This is a genomic window from Streptomyces sp. SP18CS02, from assembly GCF_036322365.1.
Classification (GTDB): Bacteria; Actinomycetota; Actinomycetes; order Streptomycetales; family Streptomycetaceae; genus Streptomyces.
On sequence record NZ_JAQYXC010000303.1, the window covers coordinates 581,773 to 608,449 of the forward strand.

The 26,677-nt window shown below is 72.0% G+C and carries 23 protein-coding genes and 1 tRNA gene; 6 read left to right on the top strand and 18 right to left on the bottom strand.

Annotation, left to right across the window (positions count from 1 at the left end):
• Positions 1 to 119 precede the first annotated feature (119 nt).
• Together PUR26_RS33515 and PUR26_RS33520 are read right to left on the bottom strand one after the other, a co-directional pair.
• Positions 120 to 193: transfer RNA gene (locus tag PUR26_RS33515), tRNA-Met, on the bottom strand.
• A 64-nt stretch (positions 194 to 257) separates the two neighbouring features.
• The gene (locus PUR26_RS33520; RefSeq protein ID WP_329878609.1) at positions 258 to 3,179 is read right to left on the bottom strand and encodes a UPF0182 family membrane protein; all 2,922 of its coding nucleotides are present in this window, start codon (positions 3,177 to 3,179) and stop codon (positions 258 to 260) included.
• 168 nt (positions 3,180 to 3,347) lie between these two features.
• Between PUR26_RS33520 and PUR26_RS33525 the strand changes: the two genes are divergently transcribed.
• Positions 3,348 to 3,905: a PPA1309 family protein gene (locus tag PUR26_RS33525; protein ID WP_329878463.1), complete on the top strand. Its 558-nt coding sequence runs from the start codon at positions 3,348 to 3,350 to the stop codon at positions 3,903 to 3,905.
• Positions 3,906 to 4,062: 157 nt separating this feature from the next.
• On the opposite strand, the gene PUR26_RS33530 is transcribed toward PUR26_RS33525, so the two are convergent.
• The 4 genes from PUR26_RS33530 to PUR26_RS33545 form a co-directional block, all read right to left on the bottom strand.
• Positions 4,063 to 5,151 carry a YlbL family protein gene (locus tag PUR26_RS33530; protein WP_329878465.1) on the bottom strand — a complete coding sequence of 363 codons (1,089 nt, stop codon included), beginning with the start codon at positions 5,149 to 5,151 and terminating at the stop codon, positions 4,063 to 4,065.
• A 60-nt stretch (positions 5,152 to 5,211) separates the two neighbouring features.
• Positions 5,212 to 5,385, bottom strand: coding sequence for a hypothetical protein (locus PUR26_RS33535; protein WP_329878467.1), 174 nt, complete (start codon positions 5,383 to 5,385; stop codon positions 5,212 to 5,214).
• 151 nt (positions 5,386 to 5,536) lie between these two features.
• A complete protein-coding gene (locus tag PUR26_RS33540) occupies positions 5,537 to 5,998 on the bottom strand; it encodes a molybdenum cofactor biosynthesis protein MoaE (RefSeq protein ID WP_329878469.1) in 462 nt (153 codons plus the stop codon).
• A gap of 135 nt (positions 5,999 to 6,133) precedes the next feature.
• Complete coding sequence (locus tag PUR26_RS33545; RefSeq protein ID WP_329878471.1) at positions 6,134 to 7,243, bottom strand: SDR family oxidoreductase; 1,110 nt, start codon at positions 7,241 to 7,243, stop codon at positions 6,134 to 6,136.
• 191 nt (positions 7,244 to 7,434) lie between these two features.
• Between PUR26_RS33545 and PUR26_RS33550 the strand changes: the two genes are divergently transcribed.
• Entirely contained in the window at positions 7,435 to 8,856 is a 1,422-nt protein-coding gene (locus tag PUR26_RS33550; protein WP_329878473.1) for a zinc-dependent metalloprotease, read from the top strand.
• The gene (locus tag PUR26_RS33555; protein ID WP_329878475.1) at positions 8,853 to 9,374 is read left to right on the top strand and encodes an NUDIX hydrolase; all 522 of its coding nucleotides are present in this window, start codon (positions 8,853 to 8,855) and stop codon (positions 9,372 to 9,374) included. The genes PUR26_RS33550 and PUR26_RS33555 overlap by 4 nt, the downstream gene beginning before the upstream one ends.
• A 93-nt stretch (positions 9,375 to 9,467) precedes the next feature.
• Here the strand turns inward: PUR26_RS33555 and PUR26_RS33560 are convergent, their stop codons facing one another.
• The 4 genes from PUR26_RS33560 to PUR26_RS33575 form a co-directional block, all read right to left on the bottom strand.
• Entirely contained in the window at positions 9,468 to 10,223 is a 756-nt protein-coding gene (locus tag PUR26_RS33560; RefSeq protein WP_329878477.1) for an AIM24 family protein, read from the bottom strand.
• A gap of 16 nt (positions 10,224 to 10,239) precedes the next feature.
• Positions 10,240 to 10,920: an AIM24 family protein gene (locus PUR26_RS33565; protein ID WP_329878479.1), complete on the bottom strand. Its 681-nt coding sequence runs from the start codon at positions 10,918 to 10,920 to the stop codon at positions 10,240 to 10,242.
• Positions 10,921 to 10,933: 13 nt separating this feature from the next.
• A complete protein-coding gene (locus tag PUR26_RS33570; protein ID WP_329878481.1) occupies positions 10,934 to 12,595 on the bottom strand; it encodes a TerD family protein in 1,662 nt (553 codons plus the stop codon).
• 108 nt (positions 12,596 to 12,703) lie between these two features.
• Positions 12,704 to 13,282: a M48 metallopeptidase family protein gene (locus tag PUR26_RS33575; protein ID WP_329878483.1), complete on the bottom strand. Its 579-nt coding sequence runs from the start codon at positions 13,280 to 13,282 to the stop codon at positions 12,704 to 12,706.
• A gap of 202 nt (positions 13,283 to 13,484) precedes the next feature.
• Between PUR26_RS33575 and PUR26_RS33580 the strand changes: the two genes are divergently transcribed.
• Together PUR26_RS33580 and PUR26_RS33585 are read left to right on the top strand one after the other, a co-directional pair.
• Complete coding sequence (locus PUR26_RS33580) at positions 13,485 to 14,702, top strand: TOMM precursor leader peptide-binding protein (RefSeq protein WP_329878485.1); 1,218 nt, start codon at positions 13,485 to 13,487, stop codon at positions 14,700 to 14,702.
• Positions 14,695 to 16,266 (top strand): ABC1 kinase family protein, encoded by a 1,572-nt coding sequence (locus tag PUR26_RS33585; RefSeq protein ID WP_329878487.1) that lies wholly within the window; start codon positions 14,695 to 14,697, stop codon positions 16,264 to 16,266. The genes PUR26_RS33580 and PUR26_RS33585 overlap by 8 nt, the downstream gene beginning before the upstream one ends.
• Positions 16,267 to 16,285: 19 nt before the next feature.
• Here the strand turns inward: PUR26_RS33585 and PUR26_RS33590 are convergent, their stop codons facing one another.
• The 5 genes from PUR26_RS33590 to PUR26_RS33610 all read right to left on the bottom strand — a co-directional run bounded on the left by PUR26_RS33590 (position 16,286) and on the right by PUR26_RS33610 (position 20,190).
• Positions 16,286 to 16,483 (bottom strand): hypothetical protein, encoded by a 198-nt coding sequence (locus PUR26_RS33590; protein ID WP_329878489.1) that lies wholly within the window; start codon positions 16,481 to 16,483, stop codon positions 16,286 to 16,288.
• Between the two features lie 173 nt (positions 16,484 to 16,656).
• On the bottom strand, positions 16,657 to 16,980 hold the full coding sequence (locus PUR26_RS33595) for a hypothetical protein (protein ID WP_329878491.1): 324 nt from the start codon (positions 16,978 to 16,980) through the stop codon (positions 16,657 to 16,659).
• Positions 16,977 to 17,345 (bottom strand): WhiB family transcriptional regulator, encoded by a 369-nt coding sequence (locus PUR26_RS33600; protein WP_329878493.1) that lies wholly within the window; start codon positions 17,343 to 17,345, stop codon positions 16,977 to 16,979. The genes PUR26_RS33595 and PUR26_RS33600 overlap by 4 nt, the downstream gene beginning before the upstream one ends.
• A 169-nt stretch (positions 17,346 to 17,514) precedes the next feature.
• The gene (locus PUR26_RS33605; protein WP_329878495.1) at positions 17,515 to 17,841 is read right to left on the bottom strand and encodes a hypothetical protein; all 327 of its coding nucleotides are present in this window, start codon (positions 17,839 to 17,841) and stop codon (positions 17,515 to 17,517) included.
• Positions 17,842 to 18,012: 171 nt separating this feature from the next.
• A complete protein-coding gene (locus tag PUR26_RS33610) occupies positions 18,013 to 20,190 on the bottom strand; it encodes an ATP-dependent DNA helicase UvrD2 (RefSeq protein WP_329878497.1) in 2,178 nt (725 codons plus the stop codon).
• 153 nt (positions 20,191 to 20,343) lie between these two features.
• Here PUR26_RS33610 and PUR26_RS33615 point away from each other — a divergent pair, with 153 nt between their 5' ends.
• On the top strand, positions 20,344 to 20,586 hold the full coding sequence (locus PUR26_RS33615; protein WP_329878499.1) for a mycoredoxin: 243 nt from the start codon (positions 20,344 to 20,346) through the stop codon (positions 20,584 to 20,586).
• Between the two features lie 12 nt (positions 20,587 to 20,598).
• Here PUR26_RS33615 and nudC read toward each other — a convergent pair whose 3' ends face one another.
• Genes nudC through PUR26_RS33630 form a run of 3 tightly spaced genes read right to left on the bottom strand, consistent with a single transcriptional unit; the run spans position 20,599 to position 26,675 of the window.
• On the bottom strand, positions 20,599 to 21,555 hold the full coding sequence (nudC, locus tag PUR26_RS33620; RefSeq protein ID WP_329878501.1) for an NAD(+) diphosphatase: 957 nt from the start codon (positions 21,553 to 21,555) through the stop codon (positions 20,599 to 20,601).
• Between the two features lie 37 nt (positions 21,556 to 21,592).
• Positions 21,593 to 22,999: a dipeptidase gene (locus tag PUR26_RS33625; RefSeq protein WP_329878502.1), complete on the bottom strand. Its 1,407-nt coding sequence runs from the start codon at positions 22,997 to 22,999 to the stop codon at positions 21,593 to 21,595.
• A 10-nt stretch (positions 23,000 to 23,009) separates the two neighbouring features.
• The gene (locus tag PUR26_RS33630; protein ID WP_329878503.1) at positions 23,010 to 26,675 is read right to left on the bottom strand and encodes a UvrD-helicase domain-containing protein; all 3,666 of its coding nucleotides are present in this window, start codon (positions 26,673 to 26,675) and stop codon (positions 23,010 to 23,012) included.
• Positions 26,676 to 26,677 lie beyond the last annotated feature (2 nt).

Here is a 26,677-nt window from a genome sequence, read left to right on the forward strand (position 1 = left end):
GTCAAACACGTTTCACCCCAACTGCCCTCCGCCCGAACCCTCTTCCCCCCACGGTTTCCTTGGTCATCCCGGACACGACAAAGGCCCGGATCTCGAAAGATCCGGGCCCTTGCCTTCAGTAGCGGGGACAGGATTTGAACCTGCGACCTCTGGGTTATGAGCCCAGCGAGCTACCGAGCTGCTCCACCCCGCGTCGTTGTGTTCCAACCGTACCACAACGCGGGGCGGACCCCTCCCGGGCCCGCCCCGCGTGCGGCTCAGCTGCCCGAGTCGCCGCTGCCGGTACCGGTACCGCCCTGGGCGGGGGCCTTGTTCTGGGCGTCCGCCGCGGCGGCCCGCTGCAACGCCTCCGCGAGGGCGGCCTGGGCCTTGCCGTACGCCGTCCAGTCGCCCTTCTTGATCGCCGCCTCGCCGTCCGCGAACGCCTTCTGCGCGTCCGCGATCGCCTGTTGCAGCGCCGCCTCACCGGTGGCCGGCGGCTTGGTGGTGTCGCCCGGCGGTGGCGGCGTGGTGGGCGTCTGGCCCTCCACCCCGAAGACCGCGTTCAGTGCCTTGGCGAGGTTGTCCTCGAACACCGTGGTGTCCTTGGTCGTGTCGCCCTCCGGCTGATCGGCGTCGACGTAGGACACCGCCACCTTCTTGAGCAGCGGATAGAGCGCGTTGCGGCCCTGCGCGTACACCGGCTCGACGTACAGGAAGCCGCCGTCGAGCGGCACGGTGAGCAGGTTGCCGTACTGGATGTCGGAGTCGGCGCCCTTCATGTCCCGGACGAACTGGGCGACGGAGGGCAGGCCGTTGAGCTTGCTCTGCACCTGCGCGGGCCCCGGTACGTCGGAGGTGACTCTCAGGAGCCTTATCCGGCCGTACTCCTTGCTGTTGGCGTCGGCGTCGACCGCCATGAAGCCGCCCAGGTTGGGCCGCCCGTTGGGGGTGAACGTCGTCGTCAGCGAGAACTGCTGCGCCTTGTCCCCGGGCATCTTCATGCTCAGGTAATAGGGCGGAACGGCGTTGCCGTCCTTGTTGGTCGGGTCGTCCGGCACCTGCCACGCGTCACTGCCGCTGTAGAACTGCGCGGCGTCCTGGACGTGGTAGCGGGTGAGCAGCTCGCGCTGGACCTTGAACATGTCCTGGGGGTAGCGCAGGTGCTGCTTGAGGCTCGGCTTGATCGATTCCTTCGACTCGACCGTGCCGGGGAACGCCTTCATCCAGGTCTTGAGGACCGGGTCCTCGGTGTCCCACTCGTACAGCTTCACCGTGCCGTCATACGCGTCGACGGTGGCCTTCACCGAGTTGCGGATGTAGTTGACCTGGTTCTGCTGGGCGACCACGGCGCGCGTGTCGTTGCCGGCGGTCAGCGAGTCCGTGGTGGTGTCGCCCAGCGTCGTGCGGGACGCGTACGGGTAGCCGTTCGTCGTCGTGTACGCGTCGACGATCCACTGGATGCGGTTGTCGACGACCGCCGGGTAGGCGTCGCCGTCGATGGTCAGCCACGGGGCGACCGCCTCGACGCGCTGCTTGGGCGTGCGGTTGTAGAGGATGCGCGAACCGTCGCCGATGGCTCCGGAGTAGAGGATCTGCGGCTCGCTGAAGGCCACCGCGTAGGCCGCCCGGTTGAAGGCGTTGGAGAGGTTGACCCCGCTGTCGCCCTTGTAGCTGGTGGACTTCTCGCCGTTCTCCTCGTAGTCGAGCTCCTTCTGCGGGCCGCCCACGATCGAGTACTGCTCGGTCTTCTCGCCGTAGTAGATCCGCTGCTCGTACTTCCCGACCTGGCCGGTGGTCGGCAGCCCGGACTCGGTGAAGATCGGCGAACCGTTGGCGTCCGTGCCGGTGCCCGTGGCCATGATCGCGCCATAGCCGTGGGTGTAGGTGAAGTGGTCGTTGATCCAGTTCCGCTTCGGGATGCCCTTGATGTTGAGCTCACGCAGACCGACGACCGTGTCCTTGCCCTGGTACCGGTCGACATCGAGCGTGGTGGGGAACTGGTAGTACTTCCGCTTCTGCTCCAGCTGCTGGAACGTCGGCGAGACGATGTTCGGGTCGACCAGCCGGTAGCTGGCCGCCGAGTCGGCGTCGTTGCGCAGCTGGTCCTTGGCCTTCACCGTGGACTTGCCCGAGTAGTTCTCCGGCTTGGTGCCGTCGATGGCGTAGGCCTTGCGCGTGGCGTCGATGTTCTTCTCGATGTACGGCGCCTCCTTGGCCTGCTCGTTCGGCTGGACCTGGAACTTCTGCACGATCGCCGGGTAGAGCCCGCCGATCAGGATCGCCGACAGCACCATCAGGCCGAAGCCGATCACCGGCAGCTGCCAGGTGCGGCGCCAGAGCGTCGCGAAGAACAGCACGGCGCAGATCGCCGCGATGCAGAAGAGGATCGTCTTGGCCGGGAGGTAGGCGTTGGCGTCGACGTACCGCAGGCCCGTCCAGTTTCCGGTGGCCTTGAAGTCGCTCGACTTCACGGCCAGGCCGTACCGGTCGAGCCAGTAGGCGACCGCCTTCAGCGAGACGAAGACACCCAGCAGCACCGACAGGTGCCCGGTGGCCGCGCCGGTCGCCCGGGCGCCCGGGCTGGTGACGCGCAGTCCGCCGTACAGGTAGTGCGTCAGGGCGGCGGCGATCAGCGACAGCACGGTGGCCGCGAAGCCGAAGCCCAGCAGGAAGCGGTACCAGGGCAGGTCGAACGCGTAGAACGCGACGTCCATCTTGAACTGCGGGTCCTTCTGGCCGAAGGGGACGCCGTTCACCCACATCAGCCAGGTGCGCCACTGCCCCGACGCGGAGGCACCGGCGATCAGCCCGACGAGGGCCGTGATCGCCAGGAGCACCCACTTCTTGTAGGGCGCCAGACTCATCCGGTAGCGGTCCAGGCTCTGCTGCTCCAGCGACATCGCGCTCAGCGGCGGCCGCAGCCGGTGCGCGAGCCAGATGTTCAGTCCGACGGCCAGCGCCATCAGCAGACCGAAGACGGCGAACAGCCCGACCTTGGTCCACAGGGTGGTGGTGAAGACGGACGAGTACTCGACGGAGCGGTACCAGAGCCAGTCCGTCCAGAAGCCCGCGAACATGACGAAGAGCATGGCCAGGACGGCCAGGACGCCCAGCGTCATGAGCAACGTGCGGGCCCGCCGGGACGGCCGGCCGACTCTGATCCGTGGCCCGGTCGGGCCTCCGCCGCGGTCCGGCATCTGGAAAGCCAACGTGCGCCCCTCGAAGTTCGCGGTCGTGTGGAAGCAGTGAGTGCAGCCTTGTGCAGCACCTGAAGCAGGCCCAGCGATCGTAGAGCCCACTCATGCAACTTACTGAGGCTTTACCTAGTTCCCGTCTCCGGGGCGAAAGGAGGCAGGATGTTGCCCATGTCCAACGTTTCCCCCTCAGGTCCCCCGATGGCCGCGAGCCCGCTGACGCGCGCGGTGCTCGAAATCGACGAGTACGCGTCCGGTCTCGGCTGGGACCGGCCGGCCAGGCTCTTCGCCCTGGTAGACACCGCGCGGCTGCGCACCCAGGAGCCGGGCCTGGCCGCCCAGCTCGGCCTCGACCGCGAGGACGCCGCCGCCCCCCTCACCCCGATCGAACAGGACGAGATCCCCTCCGACCGGCCGCTGGACGAGTTCCTCGGCACGGTCGCCTGGCCCGACGCGGTGGCCGGGTGCGCCATGACGGTGGAGCGCCTGATGCTGCCGCCGTCGGCCGAGGCGTCCGTGCCCGAGGGGCTGGACGAGGCCGGCCTGGCGAAGTGGGTGGCCGCCCACCCGGACCGCCAGGAGGTCCGGATGACGGTCGCCGTCCTGCGTGACGGCGCGCGCGAATCGGCGCTGCGGCTGCGGGAGAAGGACTCCCCCACCGAGGTCCTCACCGGCTCCGACCTGGTTCCGGGCCTCGCCGACGCGCTGGCCGCGACCTTCGAGGGCTGAGCCCGGGCGCCCGGCCCCGTGCCCGGGCCCTGGACGCGCCCGTCCGACGTCCTACGCCCGGCGGGGCGTACGACGGCCGAGGACGGCCGCGGACAGGGCGCGGGCGCACCCGGCGGGCGACGCTGCGGGACCGGGGCCCACCGGCCGGCGTGCGGCGTCAGCCCGTCGAGCAGCTCGGCAGGCCGGCCGTCTCGCCCTCGCGCACCTTCTCCAGCGCCTTCACGGCGTCGTCGATCGTCTTCACCTTGATCAGGGTGAGCCCGTCCGGGGTGTCGGCCGCCGCCGAGGCGCAGTTGTCCGCGGGCGTGAGGAAGTACCGGGCCCCGGCGTTCCGCGCGCCGACCAGCTTCATGGCGATACCGCCGATCGGCCCGACCTTGCCCGTGTCGTCGATCGTCCCGGTGCCCGCGACGAACCTGCCGCCGGTCAGGTCCCCCGGGGTCAGCTTGTCGACGAGACCGAGGGAGAACATCAGGCCCGCGCTCGGTCCGCCCACATCGGCCAGCTTGATGTCGACGGTGAACGGGAAGGTGTGGTCCGTCCCCGCCTGGATGCCGACGATGGCGCGGCCGCCCTCGCCGGACCGCTTGGTGGTGATGGTGATCCGCTCGGTGGCGGTCGCCTCCTTGCCGGCCTTCTCGGCGGTGGCCGCGTCCTTGGCCGGGACGACGGTGAAGACCACGTCCTGACCCGGCTGGTGCTTGGTGACGAGCTTGGCCACGTCCTGCGGCGCCTTGACCGCCGTACCGTCCACGGCCTTGATCACATCGCCCGCGTGCAGCAGCGCCTCGGCGGGGCTGTCCTTCTGCACGGACGAGACGATCACGCGTGAGGTCACCGGGATGCCCAACTGGTCGAGGGCCGCCACCTTGGCGCTCTCCTGCGACTGGCTGAACTCCTCGGCGTTCTCCTGGGTGGACTGCTCCTCGGTCTGGCCGTCCGGGTAGAGCGTCTCGTGCGGGACCACCACGCTGTCGTGGGCGAGCCAGCCGTAGACCGCCTCGGCGAGGTTCATCCTGTAGTCCGCACCGGTGACCCTGACCGTCGTCATATTGAGATGACCGGTCGTGGGGTAGGTCTGGTGGCCGGAGATCTGAAGCACCGGCTCGCCGCTCACCTCGCCGAGCGTGTTGACCGTCGGTCCCGGGCTCATCTCCGAGTAGGGCACCTTGATGAAGACCCCGGCACAGAGCAGCGCGATGAGAACGAGGGTGGAGGCGAGCATCGTCGCGGTGCGGCGTGGCATGGAACGACAGTACGGGACGGGTCCGTCAGTGCACCTGTGGGGCCGGTCCGTACGGGGTGATCATCCGACTGGGCCGCCGCCGGTGCGGGACTTCTCCATGGCGTCGCGGAAGCGTGCGTAGCCCGCCAGCTCCGCCACGTCCTCCGTGGTCCGGCTTCTCGAGGCCCAGCCGCCCCATATCGCCGCGCCGATGGCGGCGAAGAGCGGGATCAGCAACCACGCGAGCACTGCCATCGCGACCTCCCGTCCCCATGAGTGAGCGAACTGACCGATCAGCAGATTAACCATCCGCCGTCTCAACGCTCGTGCCCGGGGTGCGGTTACGCAAATCGGGCGCTTGGGCAGGCACCGGGTGGTGGCCGCCGAGGGCCCCGCGCGAGCCGTTTCAGCAGGCGCCGACCCACTCCTCCGTGCCGTCCGAGAAGCGCTGGTGCTTCCAGATCGGCACCTCGTGCTTGAGATCGTCGATCAGCTTCCGGCATGCCTCGAAGGCCTCACCGCGGTGCGGGCACGACACCGCCACGACCACCGCCAGGTCGCCGACCGCCAGATCGCCCACGCGGTGCACGGCCGCCAGGGCCCGGACGGGGAAGTCCGCGACGACCTTCTCGGCCACCCGGCGCAGCTCGGCCTCGGCCGTGGGGTGGCACGAGTACCCGAGGGCGTCGACGTCGGCCCCCGCGTCATGGTTGCGGACGGTGCCCACGAAGAGCGCGGTCCCGCCGGCGGCGTCGTCCCCGACGGCCCGGAAGACCTCGTCGAGGGAGAGCGGGGTGTCGCGGATGGCCAGCAGCCGGATCGGGTCGTCCGCACCGTGCTCGCCGGGGTGGTCGTACATGGGTGCCATACAGCCATCGTGCCGCACGGGACGGACATCGCGGAATAGATCTTTCGCCCTGCCCGGGCCCGCGCGCGTTGGAGCCTCCTACAGAGCGGTGGCGCCGGTGCGCGGGCGGCCTTCACGGCGCCCGGGACGCCGTGCTCACAGGCCCCTGCGCTTGCGGACGCGCCGCACCAGGGCGGCCGTGCCCAGGAGGGCGACCGTCGCCCCCGCCGCGCCCGCCGCGGTGGCGTCCTTGCGGCCCAGGCGGCGGCCCGCGACCGTATGGCGTCCCTCGACCTCCTCCAGGAGCGCGGCGAGGACCTCCTCGTTGGTCCAGCGCGGGCGCCAGCCCGCGTCGTGCAGCCTGCCCACGCTGACCACCCACGGGTGCATGGTGTACGCCAGGTCGCCGGCCGGGGACGGGGTGAGACCGATCCGGTGCAGCCGGGCCGCCGCGCCCAGCGCGACCGCGGAGGGCAGCTCCATACGGCGGATGCCGCTGAGCTCCTCGACCTCCTCCTGCTCCAGCCAGCCGTCGCAGCCGACCGCCAGCTCCCCCTCGACCTTCTCCAGCGCGGCGTACTCCAGCGCGCTGACGAGGTCCTCGACGTGGCAGAACTGCCAGGCGGGCCGCGATCCCGCGACCACCAGCAGCCGGGGCGACTCGAAGTAGCGGGTCAGCGCCGTGTCCGTACCGCCGACCAGAACGGCCGGCCGCACCACCGTGACGTTCAGCCCCGGGTGGGCGCGGGGGGCCCGGCGGGCCAGGCGCTCGATCTCCAGGAGGTCGCCCACACCGGTGGCCTCCGCGGTCGCCTTCAGCTCGGCGTCCTCGGACAGCGGGAGCTCGTTCTCCGGCAGCGCGCCGTAGACCATCGCGGAGGTGCACAGCACGACCCGGTGGACCCCCGCGGCGGCGGCCGCGGTCAGCACCGTCTGGGTGCCGCGGACGTTGTACGCGGTGCGGGCGGCGGAGTCGGTCTCCAGATCGAGATCGAGCGCCAGGTGCACCACGACGTCCGCGCCGCGCAGCTTCTCGGCGATGGCCGGATCACGGACGTCGAGGATGTGCCACTGCGCCTCGGAGACCTCGCCCCGGCGCTCGTCGATGGCGATGACCTGCTTGATCTCCTCGGACGCGGCGAGGCGCCGGGTCAGCAGGTCGCCGACGCCGGATGCGGCGCCGGTGACCGCGACGACGGGTCCTCGGCCGACTGACTGGGTCGAGTGGTTTCGCGCTGCGCGAACCTGCGGATCTGGGGAACTCACCGGGCGTCTCCAGCGGTTGTCTTCAGTACGTACGCGTATGACGCGTACGTACCAGGTGGCGTCCATCCTGCCGCAGGCCACGAGCCAGTGGAGCACCGAGCCCTTATCCGGCCCGGATGTCTACCCTGGGTGGTGTTGTCGGGCAGTCGCCGCCGGCAGGAAGCCGGCGGCCCTACGAGCCGAGGAAACCCGTGAGTGACACCCCATTCGGATTCGGCCTTCCGCCGGAGGAGCCGGAGAACGGCGACGAGGGCAAGAAGAAGGGACCCGCCGGTGGTGGCCAGGGTGGCGACCCCTTCGGGTTCGGCGGGCTGCCGGGCGGCGCGGACAATCCGTTCGCGGCCATGTTCGGCTCGCTGAACCCCACCGACCTGGGCGCGGCCTTCCAGCAGCTGGGCCAGATGCTCAGCTACGAGGGCGGTCCCGTGAACTGGGACATGGCCAAGCAGATCGCCCGCCAGACGGTCGCCCAGGGCACCTCCGACGGCACCAAGGACGCCAGCGTGGGTCCGGCCGAGCGGTCCGCCGTGCAGGAGGCCGTGCGGCTGGCCGACCTGTGGCTGGACGGCGCGACCTCACTGCCCTCCGGGGCGAACACCTCCGTGGCGTGGAGCCGCGCGGAGTGGGTCGAGGCGACGCTGCCCGCGTGGCAGCAGCTGGTCGACCCGGTCGCCGAGCGGGTGGGCGCGGCCATGGGCGATGTGCTGCCCGAGGAGATGCAGGCCATGGCGGGCCCGCTGATCGGCATGATGCGCTCGATGGGCGGAGCCATGTTCGGCCAGCAGATCGGGCAGGCCGTGGGCACGCTGGCGGGCGAGGTGGTCGGCTCGACCGACATCGGGCTTCCGCTGGGCCCGGCCGGAAAGGCGGCGCTGCTCCCGCTGAACGTGGAGGCGTTCGGCAAGGACCTGGGCGTGGCCAAGGACGAGGTGCGGCTGTACCTGGCGCTGCGCGAGGCGGCCCACCAGCGGCTCTTCACCCATGTGCCCTGGCTGCGCTCGCACCTCTTCGGCGCGGTCGAGGGGTACGCGCGGGGCATCAAGGTCGACACCTCCAAGCTGGAGGACGCGGTCGGGCAGCTCGACCCGTCCAACCCGGAGCAGTTGCAGGAGGCGCTCCAGCAGGGCATGTTCCAGCCGGAGGACACGCCCGAGCAGAAGGCTGCGCTGGCCCGTCTGGAGACCGCCCTGGCCCTCGTCGAGGGCTGGGTCGACGCGGTGGTCCACGAGGCCGCCAAGGCCCGTCTGACCTCCGCGGGGGCACTGCGCGAGACGCTGCGCAGGCGCCGGGCCTCCGGTGGTCCCGCCGAGCAGACCTTCGCGACGCTGATCGGCCTGGAGCTGCGCCCGCGCCGGCTGCGGGACGCCTCCCGGCTGTGGGCCTCCCTCACGGACGCGCGCGGCATGGACGGGCGTGACGCGCTGTGGGAGCACCCCGACATGCTGCCGACGGCGACCGACCTGGACGACCCGGACGGCTTCGTCCACCGGGAGCACCTGGACTTCTCCGAGCTCGACAAGATGCTGGGCGAGGCGGCCGGGAACCAGGACCGCCCGAAGGGGGCCGGGCCCGACACGGACGGCGCCGATGACGAGGACGACACCGACAAGTGAGCCTGCACGATGACGCCGTCCTCGTACTGAAGGGGTACGGGGACCAGCCGGAGCTGCGCCGGACGTACCTGGAGCACCTGGACACGCACCCCGACGGCATGTGGAAGGCGTGCGAGGCCGGGCATCTGACGGCGAGCGCGCTGGTCGTGGACCCGGAGCGCGGCCGGGTGCTGCTGACGCTGCACCGGAAGCTTGGCATGTGGCTGCAGATGGGCGGCCACTGCGAGCCCGGGGACGCGACCGTGGAGAGGGCCGCGCTGCGCGAGGCGGCCGAGGAGTCCGGCATCGCGGGGCTGGAGCTGCTGGCGGGAGGGCCTGTGCGGCTGGACCGGCACGCGATCCCGGCGCCCTGCCACTGGCATCTGGACGTCCAGTACGTGGCGCTCGCGCCGTCGGACGCGGTCGAGGCGATCAGCGACGAGTCGCTGGACCTGCGCTGGTTCGGGTACGACGAGGTGGCGGACGTCGCCGACGCGTCGGTCGTCCGGCTGGTCGACGCGGCCCGCGCGGCGCTGTAGCCGGGCGGTGAACGGCCGGGGGGCGGGCGCCGATGGCGACCGCCCCCCGGCCATGCCCGCCGCCCCACCCGACCGCAGGCGGGCGCGGAGGGCTCAGTTCCAGGCGTTGTTCTGGTTCTGGGCGTGGGCGCCGTTCTGTCCCACCCCGAACTGGGCTCGCACGCCCTGCCCCAGGTCCGCGTGTTGCGGCGGCATGACCTCGCTGGGCTGGACCAGGGCGAAGCCCTGCCCCAGGAAGCTGAGCTCCCAGCCCTCTCCCGTGGTGCCGCGGCGCCGCCGGACGTTCGAGGAGTGCGTCTGGGCCTGCATCTGCACCCGCAGCGACGAGGACCAGGCAACGATCGCGTCGGCATCGACGTTGACGTACGTGTCGGGCGTCACACGCATCATCAGCGGCTGGCCCGAGGTCATCAGCGCGACCTTGCCCCGGCCGGAGATGTTGAGCTGGTACTTGCCGGAGCCGGAGATGCCGTACTGGCTGTCCACGGCGATGACCTCGGTGTGCAGGGTGGAGTCGAGGGCCAGCACATAGGCGCTGTCGACCGTCATGCCCTCCTGGTCGACGTCCACCACGTGGATGTACTGGGCGAGGTTGGCGAAATAGACGGTGCCCTGCCCGGAGCAGCGCATCAGTTCCAGCCCCTCGCCCGTGTTCGCGCGGGCGCGGCGCTGGCCGTCGGTCTTGTACTCGCCGTCGAAGTCGATGAGCCCCTGGTACGCGACCATGGCGCCCTTGCGGGCGAGGACGTCGTCGTGGCCGGTCAGCGCGACCCGCAGGAGCTGCGGGTTCTGGACCACGTAGCGGTCCTGGGTCTGCTGTTCCGTGTGGCTGAAAAGCGGACTCTGCATGGTGTTGCCCTCCCCCTCAGTGCCGGATCCGCAGGCGGTCGGTACTGTCCTCGCTCGGCTGTACGACGACGATCCCCTGTCCGGAGAAGGCCATCTGGTACGCCTCTCCGCTGCCCCGCCCGATCAGGGAGGAGGCCTTGAAGCTGCGCTTGCCCTTCACCTTGAGCGACGGCGACCAGGCGACGAGGGCGTCGGGGTCGACGTACGTCTCGTCGTCACCACGGCCGCAGTCGACGACGATCGGGGTCCCGCGCGAGGTGAGGGCGATCCACCCGGTGCCGGAGATCTGCACGTTCCACAGGCCCTGACCGGCGAACTTGGCCATGCCCTTCACCTTCTCGACGCCCCACTGGAGGTGGGCGTCGAAGGCCAGCACATTGGAGCCGTTGATGGAGAGCGAGTCGTTGTCGAGGTTGACGACGACGACGTCGGCGCCGTAGTCGGCGAGGTAGAGCAGGCCGTCGCCGGAGCACTTCATCAGGGGCGCGCCCTCACCGGTCACCCACTGGGAGGCGACCTGGCGGACGGCGGGCGGGTTGGGCTCGTACTGGACGAAGCCCTCGTAGGCGATCATCGAGCCGGTGCGCGCGTACAGGTCCTGCCCCGAGACCATGGCGGCCTTGAGCATGGAGCGGCCATGGTTCTCCATCCGGGCCGCGACCGGTGTCGGGGCGTAGCCCGCGAGTTGCTGGTTCATTCTTCGGGCTCCCTCAGACCTCGTACGGCTGGACGATGACGAAGTTGCCGGGGGCACCCCGGAACTGCAGGTTGACGGTCTCCCCGCTATGGCCCGGATACGCGTTGCGGCGCAGCCGGACCTGGCTGGAAAGGATCACCTGGGAGGCGGCCGACCAGGCGACCACGGCGTTGCAGTCGGCGAACGTGGTCGGCGTGACCGGCAGGACGACGGGGATGCCGTGGGTCTTCACGACGACCGTGCCGGTGCCCTGGAACTGCATGGTGAACAGCGCGCCGCCGGGGATTCCGTGTCCCTCGATCCGGCGGACCTCGTACTGCAGCGACTCGTCGAAGGCCAGTACGTTCTCCGCGGAGACACAGATGGCGTCGCCCTGGAGCTCGATGGGGTGCAGCTGGGCCGCGTCCTCGGCGAGGAAGACCTGTCCCCGGCCGCTGCAACGCATCAGCTGCATCTCCTGGCCGGTCGCGTTGCCGACGATCCGGCCGGCGAAGCCCGCGCCCTTGTAACCGAACTCCACCTTGCCCTGGTACATGACCATGCTGCCCTGGCGGGCCAGGACGGGGACGCCGCCCATGGCGAGGTCGACCCGCATCAGCTGCTGGTTCTGCGGGGTCCAGCGCTGGCCGGTGGCGGTCTCGCGGTACTGCTTGAGCGCGGCCTCCAGCCCGGCGCCGGTCCGCGGGACGCCGCCCTGGTGGCCGCCTCCGGGAGCATGCTGACCGTACGGCTGCTGGCCGCCGTAGGGGGAGGGGGCGGGCTGGCCGTACGGCGAAGGGGCGCCGGGCGGCGGCGTCTGGCCGGGGACCTGGCCGTACTGCGGCTGGTGGGGCGGCTGGGGGGCCGGGGGCTGTCCGTACGGCGACGGTGCGACGGGCGGGGCCATCGGGGCGGCCATGGTCGGCGCGGAGTGCATCGGCTGCGCGGGGGCCGGGGCGGACGCTCCGAACGACGGGGCGGGCGCGGGGGCCGGGGCGGGCGCTCCGAACGACGGGGCGGGCGCGGGGGCCGGGGCGGGCGCTCCGAACGACGGTGCGGGTGCCTGGGGCGTCCGAGGGGCGGCCGGAACACCGAAGGCGGGAGCGGCCGGCTGGCCGGGCGGTGCGAAGGCGGGCGGCGCCTGCGGCTGCTGGGCGGCCGGCTCCTCCTCCGCGACCTCTCCGCCGAAGTTCTTCAGCAGTGCGTCCAGTCCACCGTCGAAGCCCTGCCCGACGGCCGCGAACCGCCAGACGTCCTTGAGGTAGAAGTCGCCGAGCATCACCGCGCGCTCGGTGCTGAACTCGGCACCGGTGAACGCGTACCGCGCGACCTCCTCGCCGCCCGCGACGATACGGAGGTAACCCGGCCCCACCTGGGACATCTGGCCCGCGCCGTCGATCGTCGCGGTGAAGGAGAGCTTGTGGATGCCGGCCGGGACGCGGTCGAGCGTGACACGGAAGGACTCGGTGTCACCGGCCTGCGCGCCGAGCAGCTGAATGGACTCCTCGGGCGACTTCGGCTGATTGAAGAACACGAAATAACGGTCGTCCGACAGCTGCTCGTCGGCGTCGAGACCGAAGCAGCTGATGTCGAAGGTCAGACCGGGAGCCGCGATCTGCACACCCACGTACAGGTCGGTTCCCGGTGTCAGATCACTGATCTTGGCCTTGTGGCCGCGTTGGAATTCCCTGGCCATGCGTAACGACCGTCCCCCATCCCGAAAGGTGAATCCGTCGCGCCAGGCTAACGGCTGGGGACGACATCGAGCCAAGCCGGGACACATTCGGTACAGGATCGGTGGACGTCACTCGTCGTCGTCGGCGGCGGAGAGGTGCGGCAGGCGGCCCGCGGCGACCACCCCTTCGAGGTACCCGCGGGCGCGCTCGGTGCGCGGGTACGCCTCCAGCAGCCGCCAGAAGCCGGGGCCGTGACCCGGCACCAGCAGATGCGCCAGCTCGTGCAGCAGCACGTAGTCGACGACGTACTCCGGCATGCCCTGCAGCCGGTGCGACAGGCGGATGCTGCCCTCCATGGGGGTGCAGGAGCCCCACCGGGTGTTCTGGTTGGTCACCCATCGCACGGAAGTCGGCCGGGCCCGGCCGTCGAAGTACTGGGCGGACAGACGCTCGGCGCGCTCGGCCAGCGCGCTGTCGCCGAGGACGCGCCTGCTCTCCTGGGCTGCCAGCTTGTCGAGCATCACGCCCACCCAGCGGCGCTCCTCCGCCTCCGACATACGGGCGGGGATGAGGACGATGGTGCGGTCGCCCTCGCGGTAGGCGGAGACCGTTCTGCGGCGCCGGGAGCTCCTTCGGACCTCGACCGCACCCGTCCCCGGACCGCGGGTCGGATCGCTTGTCAGACTGCGCTGTGGGTCGGCGGGCACGCCCCGACGTTACCCGCTGCCGGCGGGGGAAGTCTTCCCACCGGAACGGTTCACGCACGAACGCTCCAGGGCTCGCGCCATTTGAATGACTAATACTCCGACCCTGTGGACAACTTTCCGCGGGTTTCGTCCGCCGTCGGCATTCTGGCCACGGAGAGCGGCGCACACCGACGCCGGTCGACGAAGATCACGGGGGGCGGAAATGCATCCGAAGGTGAAGCCCGCACTGCGGCGTGCCTGGCGCGATCTCCAGTTCGTGCAATTCGGGGTCACACCCGCCCACGCGGTGGTGCTGGGCCCGCTCGACACGGCGACGGGCAGCCTGCTCGACCTTTTCGACGGGACGCGGGGCCTGGATCTGCTGCGGGAGGAGGCCCGCGCGCTCGGACTGCCCGAGGGACGGCTGGAGGCCCTGCTGTCCCGGATGGAGGCCGCGGGTCTGATGGACGACGCGGCGGCCGGTGATCCGGCGGTCGAGGTGCTGCGGAACGAGGCCGGAGCACTCGACCGGCTGCGGGCCGACGTGGCGTCGCTCTCCGTCGTCCACGGCGAGCCGGGCGGTGCGCTGCGGCGCGTGGCGGCTCGTCGGGGCATGCGGGTCCAGGTGCGGGGCGCCGGCCGGGTGGGGGCGGGCATCGCGGCGCTGTTGTCGGCCTCGGGGGTGGGCAGGGTGGAGGTTCTCGACAGCGGGCGGGTGGAGCCCTGGGACGTGACGCCCTGCGGTCCGCCGGCGGCGGCGGTGGGCGAGCGGCGCGACACGGCGGCCCGCCGGCTGGTGGCGCGGTCGGCCCCCGGGGGCCGGCCGCCCCGCACGGTCCCCGGCCGGGCGGTGGCCGGGTCGGAGCCCGGGCTGTCGTTGATCGTGGTGGCCCCTCGGGACGGGCTGGCCGCCTACGCCCCCGATCCGATGCCGGCCGAGGACTGGGTCGCCACGGGCACTCCCCATCTGTACGCGGGGGTGGCCGAGGCCACCGGTGTGGTGGGCCCGCTGGTCCTCCCGGGCGGCACGGCCTGCGCGCGCTGTCTTGACATGGGGCGGGCCGACCGCGATCCCGCCTGGCCGCGGATGGTGGCGCAGTGGCGCTCGGGCCGGCGCGGCGCCGTGCCCCCTTGTGATCCGGGGCTGGCGACGATGGTGGCGGGGCTCGCGGCGGCGCACGCGCTGTCGTTCCTGGACGGCGGCCTGCCGACGAGCACGGGGGCCCGCTGGGAGGCCGCGCTCCCTCTGCTCGACTGGCACACGCAGCGCGTTACGGCCCATCCCGGCTGCCCGTGCGGAGCTGCCGGGCGCGGCGAAGGGGAGCACCCCTCGGCCGGAGGAACGGGGCAGGACACAATGGCGGGGAAACCGCCGCCGAAGGATTCACGCCGAAGGCAAACGCGGCACGGCAGTCTGGGATTTGGAGGGGCGCATGTCTGATCTTCCCCGGAAGGCGGTAACCCGTACCGCCAAGTTGGCCGCGTTGCCGCTCGGCTTCGCCGGCCGCGCCACGTGGGGCCTGGGCAAGCGGATCGGGGGCAAGTCCGCCGAGATCGTCGCGCGCGAGCTCCAACAGCGCACCGCGGACCAGCTGTTCAAGGTCCTGGGAGAGCTGAAGGGCGGTGCGATGAAGCTCGGCCAGGCGCTGTCCGTCTTCGAATCGGCACTGCCCGAGGAGGTCGCCGGGCCCTACCGGGCCGCGCTGACGAAGCTGCAGGAGGCCGCGCCGCCGATGCCGACGCGGACGGTCCACTCGGTGCTGGCGGAGCGGCTCGGCGAGGAATGGCGCGAGCTGTTCCTGGAGTTCGAGGACAAGCCGTCGGCGGCCGCGTCGATCGGGCAGGTGCACCGGGCCGTGTGGCACGACGGGCGCGAGGTCGCGGTGAAGGTGCAGTACCCGGGAGCGGGCGAGGCGCTGCTGTCGGACCTGACCCAGCTGAGCCGCTTCGCCCGGCTGCTGGGGCCGCTGATCCCCGGCATGGACATCAAGCCGCTCATCGCCGAACTCCGCGACCGGGTGTCGGAGGAGCTCGACTACGAGTTGGAGGCACGCGCGCAGCAGAAGCACGCCGAGGTCTTCGCGGACGATCCTGACGTGGTCGTGCCGGGGGTGGTCCACCGGGCGGATCAGATCCTGGTGACGGAGTGGATCGAGGGGATACCGCTCGCGGAGATCATCGCGAACGGCACGCCGGAGCAGCGTGACCGGGCGGGCCAGCTGCTGGCGCGGTTCCTCTTCTCCGGCCCCGCCCGCACGGGACTGCTCCACGCGGATCCGCATCCGGGCAACTTCCGGCTGCTGCCGGCCCAGGAGGCGGACCGGGTACGGGAGAGCGACGAGGGCGGCCGAGGCGGAGCTGGGGACGAGAGCGGCGGCGAAGCCGGCTGGCGGCTGGGCGTGCTGGACTTCGGCACGGTGGACCGGCTGCCCGGCGGTCTGCCGGTGACCATCGGCACGTGTCTGCGGATGACCCTGGAAGGTGAGGCCGAGACCGTGTACGAGCTGCTCCGGGCGGAGGGGTTCGTCAAGGACACGATCGACCTGGATCCGGACGCCGTACTGGACTATCTGCTACCGATCATCGAGCCGGCCGAGGTGGATGTCTTCACATTCACCCGGGGGTGGATACGTACGCAGGCGGCCCGGATCGCGGATGTCCGCTCGCCTGCCCATCAATTGGGCAAGCAGCTGAATCTGCCGCCCTCCTATCTGCTCATCCACCGGGTGACCCTCAGCACCATCGGGGTGCTGTGCCAGCTGAACGCGACCGTGCGGCTGCGCGAGGAGCTCGAGTCGTGGCTGCCGGGGTTCCTTCCCGAGGACGGTGGGCCCGGCGCGCCGCAGGGCACGGCCGGCACAGCTGGCGCGGGCGTCGCGGGCGGCGGCGCCTCGGTCGGCGTGGACGCGGAGGCCGGCTCCGGCCTGGAGGCCGCGGACGGCATCGGCGACGCGGGCGTCGCCAGCGGCCGGGGCGACGGGGACGCGGCCCCCGCCAAGGGCTGACCACGCGGCGTGCGGGCCGTCACCACCAGGAGGAGTCGAGTCTGCTCTCGATGGCTCTGAGGTGCGCGCGGGCGCAGTCGTCACAGAAGTAGTGGCGGCCGCCGTTCTCCACGGAACAGGTCCAGGTCACGGGGAGGCTTTCGGCGGTCGTGCCGCAGCGCTCGCACACCACGCTCTGCGTGCCCGGCTGCGCGGGGTCGGAAGTCCGCTCGTCCACCACCAGACGATAACTCCGGCCGGCGTCTCGGTCGCGCGAGGCGCACCGCGGGGGCCGGTCCGTTCGGACCGGCCCCCGCGAGGGTCCACTCTGTGTGGGTCAGCGCCTTACGGCCTGGGCGTATCGGCGCGGCGTCGTCCACCCGGAGGGTGCGTGACGTCGCGGACACCGCCTCAGTGCATGACGGCCATGGCGAGCGCGCGGCGGGCCCGCAGGGACACGCGCTCGGCGCGCCGCTGCATGCGCCGGGCGGCGACCAGGCGCACGGCCTGGCGTTCCGCGTCGGCTTCCCGCATGCGCTCGTGCATATGGGCACGAGCCAAGGCTTCTTGGATGAGTTGCATCTCACGGGTCCTGTTCTGACGCGAGGCGTTCGCGCCGATGGTGGTGACAGCTGGGGTAGCGGAGCCGGACGGCTCGCTGGCGGAAGAGGTCATCGGGGCCTGCTTCTGGGGATCGTGCGTGAGGGGGCGGTCGATGGTTCCGGTGATGTTCATGCCGTGACCGGGTTCTTGCGCGGGCGACCACGCGGCCGCTTGCGGGCGACGACCACGCCCTGGACGAAGAGCTCACCGCCCCAGACGCCCCACGGCTCACGCCGCTCCTTGGCGCCGGCGAGGCACGCCTCCATGAGCGGGCAGGTGCGGCAGAGGGACTTGGCGTACTCCACGTCGGCCGGCGACTCGGCGAAGAAGACCTCGGGGTCGAAGGCACGGCAGGGAACGGGTACGCCGAGGTTCTCGATGGCGTCATCGAGCGCGGTGAGCGCGGTGAGGGGGGTCAAGGTGGAGTCCTCCGTGAGGCCGGGCGGGGAGATCGTTCCGGAAAGCGGTACGGACGGGGCGTGCGCTTCGAGTTGCACGGTTCTTTTTTCCTCGTCTTGTCGGTCCGGCCTGTTGGCCGGTGGGCTGGTACCGGGTCCTGTTTGTCCCGAGGCCCCTTCGCTCTGCTGAGCCCGTTCGGGCAAAACAGAAGGGCCGCGGATCCCGGGTGGGGTTCCGCGGCCCTGAAGGCGCCGGCCTGATCTCGGATCAGACTGGATCGCTCCAGGGTTCGAGCCCACGGAAGGCCCACATCAGGTGGTGCTGCTGCGTCTGCTTCGTTTCGGCACCGGTCGCCGCAAAGGCATAGGCATGGGCCTGTGCCGCTGCTACTCCTGCTTCCAGTGCCTTGGTCGGTCGCTCATTGCGCTCCAGGACGGGGAGAGCCGTCAGGAGGGCCACGGGCCGCTCGGCCACGAGGCCGGACATGCCGCTGCCGATGAACGCCGAACCGGAGAGACCGAGCGAGCAGGCGGAGACGACCGAGGGATCGGTCATTTTGGCGGTGCTGATGAAGCTGGCGTTGATGCTGATCACTGGAATCGCCTCCTCTCGGCGTCTCGGGAGGGGACCGGCCGGAACCGGTCCCGCACGTATTCGGATAAGTACAGCACGAGGACAGGGCTTCGGAGAAGCCGCTGTTTCCGTGGTTAAGAACCTATGGGGCTTCCCCGGGCGGGCGCAAACTATTTTCGCGACGAGTTTCCATCAGTCCTCATCGCCGTCCTCCCCGACCTCCTGGCCTGCGCAGATGGCCAGGACATCGGTGCCGAAACGGTCCAGCTTGCGGGCACCGACGCCCGAGATGGAGGCGAGCTCGCCGTCGCTGGAGGGGACCGCCTCGGCGATCGCCATGAGGGTCTTGTCGGTGAAGACGCAGTAGGCGGGCTGGCCGAGCTGCTTGGCCTGGTCGGAGCGCCACTCGCGCAGCCTCTCGTACAACGCCTCGTCCATGTCGGACGGGCAGCCCTCACAGCGCATCAGCTTCATCTCGCCCGCGTCGGTCAGCGTCGAACCGCACACCCGGCACTGGACCGGTCCACGGCGTCCCCGCCGGGAGCCGCCGCCCCGTTCGACGCCCCCGCCCCCACCGGCGCCGGAGCGGGCCCCGGGAGCGGCGGAGCCCGGCCGCAGGCCGTTGAGGAAACGAGTGGGGCGCCGGGAGGCACGCCCCCCGGGAGCGCGCGAGAGCGCCCACGACAGGGAGAGGTGGAGCCGGGCGCGGGTGACGCCCACGTACAGCAGGCGGCGCTCCTCCTCCACCTGCTCGTCCGTCTTGGCGTAGGTGATCGGCATCATGCCCTCGGTGAGCCCGACCAGGAACACGGCGTCCCACTCCAGGCCCTTCGCCGCGTGGAGCGAGGCGAGGGTGACGCCCTGGACGGTGGGGGCGTGCTGGGCGGCGGCCCGCTCGTCCAGCTCCGCGACCAGATCGCCGAGCGTCGCCGCCGGCTTGGCCCGGGCGAAGTCCTCGGCGAGGCGGACCAGCGCCGCCAGGGACTCCCAGCGGTCGCGGACCGCGCCCGAGCCGGCCGGCGGCTCGGTGGTCCAGCCCTTGGTGGACAGCACGGCCCTGACCTGGGAGGGCAGGTCGACGACATCGTCGAGCAGCGAGTCGTTGTCCCCGAAGCGGGCAGCGCTGCGCAGGGCCGCGCCCGCCTCCCGGACCTCCTGGCGCTCGAAGAAGCGCTCCGCGCCGCGCAGCTGGTAGGGGACGCCCGCGTCGGCCAGCGCCTGCTCGTAGACCTCCGACTGGGCGTTGATCCGGTACAGCACGGCGATCTCGCCGGCCGGGACGCCCGCGGCGATCAGGTCCCGGATGCGCCGGGCGGTGCCCTCGGCCTCGCTCGGCTCGTCGCCGTACTCCGTGTAGGCCGGCTCGGGGCCCGGGTCGCGCTGGGAGACCAGCTCCAGGCGGTGCTCGGCGGCCCGGCCGCGGGCCTGGCCCAGCAGACCGTTGGCCAGGTGGACGACCTGGGGCGTCGAACGGTAGTCGCGGACCAGCTTCACCACGGTGGCGTTGGGATGGCGGGTGCGGAAGTTCAGCAGGTGGTCGGGGGTCGCCCCGGTGAAGGAGTAGATCGTCTGGCTCGCGTCGCCGACGACGCACAGGCTGTCCCGGTCGCCCAGCCACAGATCGAGCAGCCGCTGCTGGAGCGGGGAGACGTCCTGGTACTCGTCCACGACGAAGTGCTGGTACTGGCGGCGGATCTGGTCGGCGATGTCGTGCCGGTCCTGGAGGATGCCGACGGTCAGCAGCAGGACGTCCTCGAAGTCGATGACCCCGCGGTCGCGCTTGAGCTGCTCGTACATGGCATAGATCTGGCCGATTTCCGCCGGGTCCCGCGGGGCGTCCCGATCGGACTTGGCGACCGCGGCCGGGTAGTCGGCGGGCACCGTCTGGGTGACCTTGGCCCACTCGATCTCGCTGGTGGTGTCGCGGAGCTCGTTGCGGTCGAGCCGGATACGGCAGCGCGCGGCCGCCTCGGCGACGAGCTGGATCTTCCGCTCCAGGAGCCGGGGCAGCTCTCCACCGACTGCTTTCGGCCAGAAGAACTGGAGCTGGCGCAGAGCGGCGGAGTGGAAGGTCCGGGCCTGGACCCCGCCCGCGCCGAGCTGGCGGAGGCGGCCGCGCATCTCGCCGGCGGCACGGTTGGTGAAGGTGACGGCCAGCACACCGGCGGGCGGGATTATCCCGGCGCGCACGCCGTACGCGATGCGGTGCGTGATCGCGCGTGTCTTGCCCGTGCCGGCGCCTGCCAGCACGCACACCGGACCGTGCAGGGCCGTCGCCACCTCGCGTTGCTCGGGGTCGAGCCCGGCGAGCACCGCGTCGGCCGATTCGGGGACCTGCGGGAAGAGAGTGGAGTGCGTTGCTGCTGTCACCCTGCCATGCTGCCAGGTCGCCGGAGGTGGGTGGGCGGGTTGTCCACAGCCGTCCCGGCGCAGTCGTACTGTTCCGGGAATGGTGCGCCGGGCCCGTACGTTCTGGAGGTGCGAGAACGCACCCGCCGGCGAATCCAAGGAGCGCGAGAGACGATGCAGGGAACTGTGACGATGTACAGCACCACGTGGTGCGGCTACTGCCGTCGGCTGAAGAGCCAGATGGAGCGCGAGGGCATCGCGTACACCGAGATCAACATCGAGCAGGACCCCGAGTCGGCCGCGTTCGTGGAGAAGGCCAACGGGGGCAACCAGACCGTCCCGACCGTGCTCTTCCACGACGGAACGACGCTGACCAACCCCTCGCTGGCCCAGGTCAAGCAGAAGATCGGCGCCTGACGGCGAGGACCGTCAGGTGACGTTGCCGGGCCTCGGCAGCGGCTTGCCGTACCAGAGCTCGATCAGTCGGGCCGCGATCGAGATCCCGTAGGGCGGAAGCACCTCACCGGACTCGAACGCGGCCCGCAGCTCTTCGCGGGAGAACCAGCGGGCCTCCTCGATCTCGTCCCCGTCGACCTCGATCTCCGACGAGGTGGCGCGCGCCATGAAGCCCAGCATGAGGCTGGAGGGGAACGGCCACGGCTGGCTGGCCACGTACTCGACCTCGCCGACCGTGACACCGGCCTCCTCGAAGACCTCCCGCGCGACCGACTGCTCGATCGACTCGCCCGGTTCGACGAAGCCCGCGAGGGTCGAGAAGCGGCCCTCCGGCCAGTGCACCTGGCGCCCCAGCAGCGCGCGGTCCTCCGCGTCGGTGACCAGCATGATCACCGCCGGATCGGTACGGGGGTAGTGCTCGGCGCCGCAGGCGGGGCAGCGGCGGATGTGGCCCGCCGCCGCGATCACCGTGCGCTCGCCGCAGCGCGAGCAGAAGCGGTGCAGCCGCTGCCAGTTCTCCAGCGCGACGGCGTGGACCATCAGGCCCGCGTCCCGCGGCGAGAGCAGCAGCCCCGCCTCGCGCAGGCCCGCCGGGCGGGCGGACTGGTCCATGCGGCCCGGCAGCGCGTCCTTCTGGAGCGCGAAGTAGCTCACGCCGTCGGCGTCCGTGCCGAGGAAGTAGCGGTGGGTCTCGGTGACGGGGGCCTCGAAGGCCGGCGTCATCACGAGCTCGGTGCGCCCGTCGGCGCTGTCCGCCGGCTCGTCGATCAGCACCTGCCCGCCGGAGACCACGAAGACCCGGGTCGTCGGGTGGCTCCACGCCGCCGCCAGCCACGCCTCGTCGAGACGGTGGTGGGCGGCGCGGTCGATGCCGCTCGGCGCGGTCAGACCGATCGGACGGTGGCCGGCCTCGTTACTGATGGTGCTCACTGGTGCTTCCATCTCCCCCGGGTCATTGGGTGTCTCTTCAGCGGAGTGCGGCGGACAGGTCGCCCCACAGGTGGGCGGTGGTCTCCACGCCCTTGAGCAGCAGGTCCAGCTCGACCTTCTCGTTCGGTGCGTGCCAGCCGTCGGACGGTACGGAGATGCCGAGGAACAGTACGGGCGCCGCCAGCACGTCCTGGAGGTCGGCGGACGGGCCCGAGCCTCCCTCACGGGTGAAGAGGATCCTCGCCCCGTCGAAGGCCCGGCCCATCGCCCGGACGACCGACCGGAGGGCCGGGTGGTCGAGCGGGGTGAGGCAGGGGCGGGTGGCGCCGCCGAAGACGGTCCGGTGGCGGATGCCGGCCGGAACGCGCGCCTCCACCCACTCCCGTACCGCGAGCTCGATCTTGTCGGGGTCCTGGCCCGCGACCAGCCGGAACGACAGCTTCAACCGGGCCGAGGACGGAACGATCGTCTTGCCGCCGGGGCCCTGGTAACCGCCGCCGATGCCGTTCACCTCGGCGGTCGGGCGGGCCCAGACGCGCTCCAGGGTGGAGTACCCGGCCTCGCCCAGGGTGGCGTGGGACTTGGCGGTGGTCAGCCAGGACGCCTCGTCGAAGGGCAGTTCCGCGATGAGCGCGCGCTCGGCCTCGGTGAGCTCGACGATGTCGTCGTAGAAGCCGGGGATCGTGACGCGTTCGTTCTCGTCGTGCAGCGCGGCGGCCAGCCGGGCGGCCGCCATGGCCGGGTTGGGGACGGCGCCGCCGAAGGAACCCGAGTGGATGTCCTGGTCGGGGCCGTACAGCTCGATCTCGCAGTCGGCGAGACCGCGCATGCCGGTGCAGACGGTGGGCGTGGTCTCGGACCACATGCCGGTGTCGGAGACGAACACGACGTCGGCGGCGAGACGCTCCCGGCGCTCCTCGACCAGTGCCCGGAAGTGCGGGGAGCCGGACTCCTCCTCGCCCTCGACGAGCAGCTTGAGGTTGACGGCCGGGGCGCCGCGGCCGGTGAGGGCCAGATGGGCGCGGACCCCCAGGGTGTGGAAGAGCACCTGCCCCTTGTCGTCGGCGGCTCCGCGCGCGTACAGCCGGTTCCCGCGGATCACCGGCTCGAAGGGCTCGGTGTCCCAGCCGTCCTCGCGGGCGGCCGGCTGGACGTCGTGGTGGCCGTAGACGAGCACGGTGGGCGCGTCCGGGTCGCCGGAGGGCCACTCGGCGAAGACGGCCGGAGCACCGGGGGTCTCCCATGTCTCGGTGACCGGGAAGCCGGTCTCGCGCAGCTTCGCGGCAAGCCACTCGGCACTGCGCCGCACGTCCGGGGCGTGGTCGGGCTGAGCCGACACGGACGGGATGCGCAGCCACTCGGCGAGGTCGTCGAGGAACGCCTCGCGGTGCTGATCGATGTACGTGCGTACGGTCTGGACGGCGCTGTCCGGGGTGTCGCTCATACTCCTGAGCCTATCCGGCGTCGGGGGCGGGCTCGTCGGCCGTCCCGAGGAGCAGGATCCGTTCCAGCTCGGCGCGCCCCGGGAGGCCGGGCGGACGGACGACCTCGCCGGTGCGGACGTAGACGAAAGCGGCGGTGACCGCCTCCGGGGGCAGCCCGTGCTGCTCGGCCCAGGCCAGGCGGTAGACCGCGAGCTGGAGCGGGTCGGCGTTCGGGGCGCGGTGGGTCTTCCAGTCGACGATCTCGTACGCGCCGGTGCCGGCGTCGCGGTACACCGCGTCGATCCGGCCCCGGACCACCCGGCCCGCGAGGACCAGCTGGAAGGGCGCCTCGACGCGGTGGGGCGTGCGGTGGGCGTACGGGGTGTTCTCGAACGCCTCCTTCAGCGCGGCGAGGTCGCGTTCGTCGGCGATCTCGGGCTCGTCGGCGTACGCCTCGCCGCCGGGGAGCTCGTCGGGACCGAGCATCGGCAGCGGCAGTTCCTCGAACCGTGCCTCCACCCACGCGTGGAACCGGGTTCCCCGCCGGGCCGCGGGCTGGGGCGGACGCGGCATGGGCCGGGCGAGCTCCTGCGCGAAGCCGTCGGGGTCGGCGGCGAGGCGCAGCAGCTGTGAGGCGGAGAGCGAGGCGGGCAGCAGCACCTCACGCGTGGTGGCGCGGGTACGGAGCAGCTCGCCGGCGAGGGCGTCGAGGTCCCGGTCCCAGGAGGCGACGGCGCGGGACTCCTCGGGGGTGAGGCGTTCGACGGGGCCTTCCGTAGGTCCGCCGGGCCCGGCCGGGTGCGGCTGCGGATGCGCTGCGGGCTGCCCGGTCTGCCCGGTCTGCCCGTGCCGGCGGGGGGCGGGTACGTGCGGGAGGTCGCCCGCCCCGTTCCCGGACGGCGTGGAGTGCGCCCCGGACGCGGGGTCGGGTGCGGACGCGGTGCCGGGGGCGGTGTCGGTGCCGGGGGCGGGTGCGGTGTCCGGGTGGGGAGCCGGCTGCCAGTCGTCCCAGTCCGCCAGGTCCTCCGGCGGCTCCGGGTGATCCTCCGGGTACTCCGGCTCCGGGCCTTCGAGGACATCCGGGTCCGCAAGGCCGCCCGGGTCCTCAAGGACAGCCGGGCCGTGCGGGGCGGCGGGACGGACGCGGGCGTCCGCGTCGTCCTCCCCCGGCACGGCCCCCGGCTGCGAGGACTCCAGGTGGGCGGACTCCAGGTGGGCGAGGACCTTCTCGGCGGCCGCGCGGCGGCGCGTCAGGGAGACCGGGTCCAGCGGCAGCGGCCACGCCCGGTCCGCGAGGGACTCCTGGAGGGCGGGGTTCTCCGCGTCCGGTTCCGGTTCGTCCGCCCATGCCTCGATCTCGCCGAACCCCGCCGCGCAGTGCTCGTACAGCGCGTGCAGGAACGGCGAGGGGCCGCGCGGGCGCTTCTGGGACGGGCCCCACCAGTGGGCCGAGCCCAGGAGCAGCGAGCGCGGGCGGGTGAAGGTCACGTACCCCAGGCGCAGCTCCTCCGTGTGCTGGTGGTCCTTCATGGCGTCCTTGAAGGACTTGAGGGCCTTGGCGTCCCAGCCGCCCTCGATCGCGGGGAGGGTGGGGGCGTCACCGCGCAGGGCGTGCGGCAGGACCTGGGGCTGGGCCGTCCAGGACTCGCGGGACCTGGTGCTCGGGAACTGGGAGGTGACCAGTCCGGGGACCGCGACCACGTCCCATTCGAGGCCCTTGGACTTGTGGGCGGTGAGGACCTTGACGGTGTTCTCGCCGCCGGGCAGGGAGTTGTCCAGGCCCTTCTCGTACTGCGCGGCCGTGCGCAGGAAGCCGAGGAAGGCGAGGAGGGTGGCCTCCCCGTCCAGCGAGGCGAACCCGGCGGCGACGTCCAGGAACCCGGCGAGCGTCTCGCGGCGGCGGGCGGCCAGGGCGTGCGGCGAGGCGGAGAGCTCGACCTCCAGGCCGGTGGTGGCGAGGACCCGGTGCAGTACGTCCATCAGGGGGTCGGCCAGGGAGCGGCGCAGGTCGCGCAGCTCGGTGGCGAGCCGGGCGAACCGGACCCTGGCCTCCGCGGAGAAGGGCAGCCCGTCGTCCTGGCCGGTCGCGTCGAGGAAGGTGTCCAGGGCGTCGGCCAGCGAGACGACCTCGGCCGGGTCGACGCCCTCGACGGCGGCGGCCAGCCGCTCGTCGGCGTCGGCGTCGTCCTCGGCGCCGCGGGGACGGTGGACGAGCAGCCGGGCCCGGCGGCCCAGCAGGGCCAGGTCCCGGGGGCCGATGCGCCAGCGGGGGCCGGTGAGCAGCCGGACCAGGGAGGCGTTGGCGCCCGGGTCCTGGAGGACCTCGCAGACCGCGACCAGGTCGGCGACCTCGGGCAGGTGCAGCAGCCCGGAGAGGCCCACGACCTCGACCGGGACGTCCCGGGCCACCAGCGCGGCCTGGATCTCCGGGAAGTCGGTGGCCGTCCGGCACAGGACGGCGATCTCGCCCGGTTCCTTGCCGGTCCGGACGAGGTGGGCGATCGAGTCGGCGAGCCAGGCGATCTCCTCCGCCTGGGTGGGCACCAGGGCGATCCGCACGCTGCCGTCGCGCTCCGCGCCGGGCGCCGGGCGCAGGGCCTCCACTCCCTCGTGCATGGCCCGCAGGGGTGCGGCGAGTCCGTTGGCGAGGTCCAGGAGGCGGCCGCCGCTGCGGCGGTTCTCGCTGAGCGAGAAGCGGGTGGCGGGGCTGCCGTCGCCGTACGGGAAGTGCTCGGGGAAGTCGTCCAGGTTGGCCACGGAGGCGCCGCGCCAGCCGTAGATCGCCTGGCAGGGGTCGCCGACGGCGGTGACCGGGTGGCCGGTGCCGCCGCCGAACAGGCCGGACAGCAGCAGCCGCTGGGCGACGGAGGTGTCCTGGTACTCGTCGAGGAGGACCACCCGGAACTCGTCCCGCAGGATCGCCCCCACCTCGGGGCGGGTGAGGGCGAGCTCGGCGGAGAGCGCGATCTGGTCGCCGAAGTCGAGCAGGTCGCGCAGGCGCTTGGCGTCCCGGTAGCGGACGACCAGGTCCAGGAGCTCCCGGCGTGCGGCGGCGGCCTCGGGGACCTTGCGCAGATCGGCGTTGCTGAGGCGGGCGCCTTCCAGGGCGGTGAGCAGTGCGGAGTCGTACGCCCGCAGGTCGGCGGGGCTCACCAGGTGCTCGGCGAGCTCGGCGTCGAGCGCGAGGAGGTCCGCCACCAGGGTCGGGAAGGACTTGGTCAGCGCCGGGTAGGGCCCGGGGGCCTCGCGCAGCACGCGCGCCGCGAGCTGGTAGCGGGTGGCGTCGGCGAGGAGCCGTGAGGTCGGCTCCAGGCCGATGCGCAGGCCGTGGTCGGTGAGCAGCTGCCCGGCGAAGGCGTGGTACGTCGAGATGCGCGGCTCGCCGGGCGGATCGTCCGGGTCGATGACGTCGGGGTCGGTCACACCGGCCCGGACGAGGGCGGTGCGCACGCGCTCGGCGAGCTCGCCGGCCGCCTTGTTGGTGAACGTCAGGCCGAGGACCTGCTCCGGTGCGACCCGTCCCGTGCCGACCAGCCAGACCACCCGGGCGGCCATCACCGTGGTCTTGCCGGAGCCGGCTCCGGCCACGATGACCTGCGGGGCGGGCGGCGCGGTGATGCAGGCCGTCTGCTCCGAGGTGAACGGGATGCCGAGGAGCTCCTTGAGCTGCTCCGGGTCGGTGATGCGAGCGGTCACCC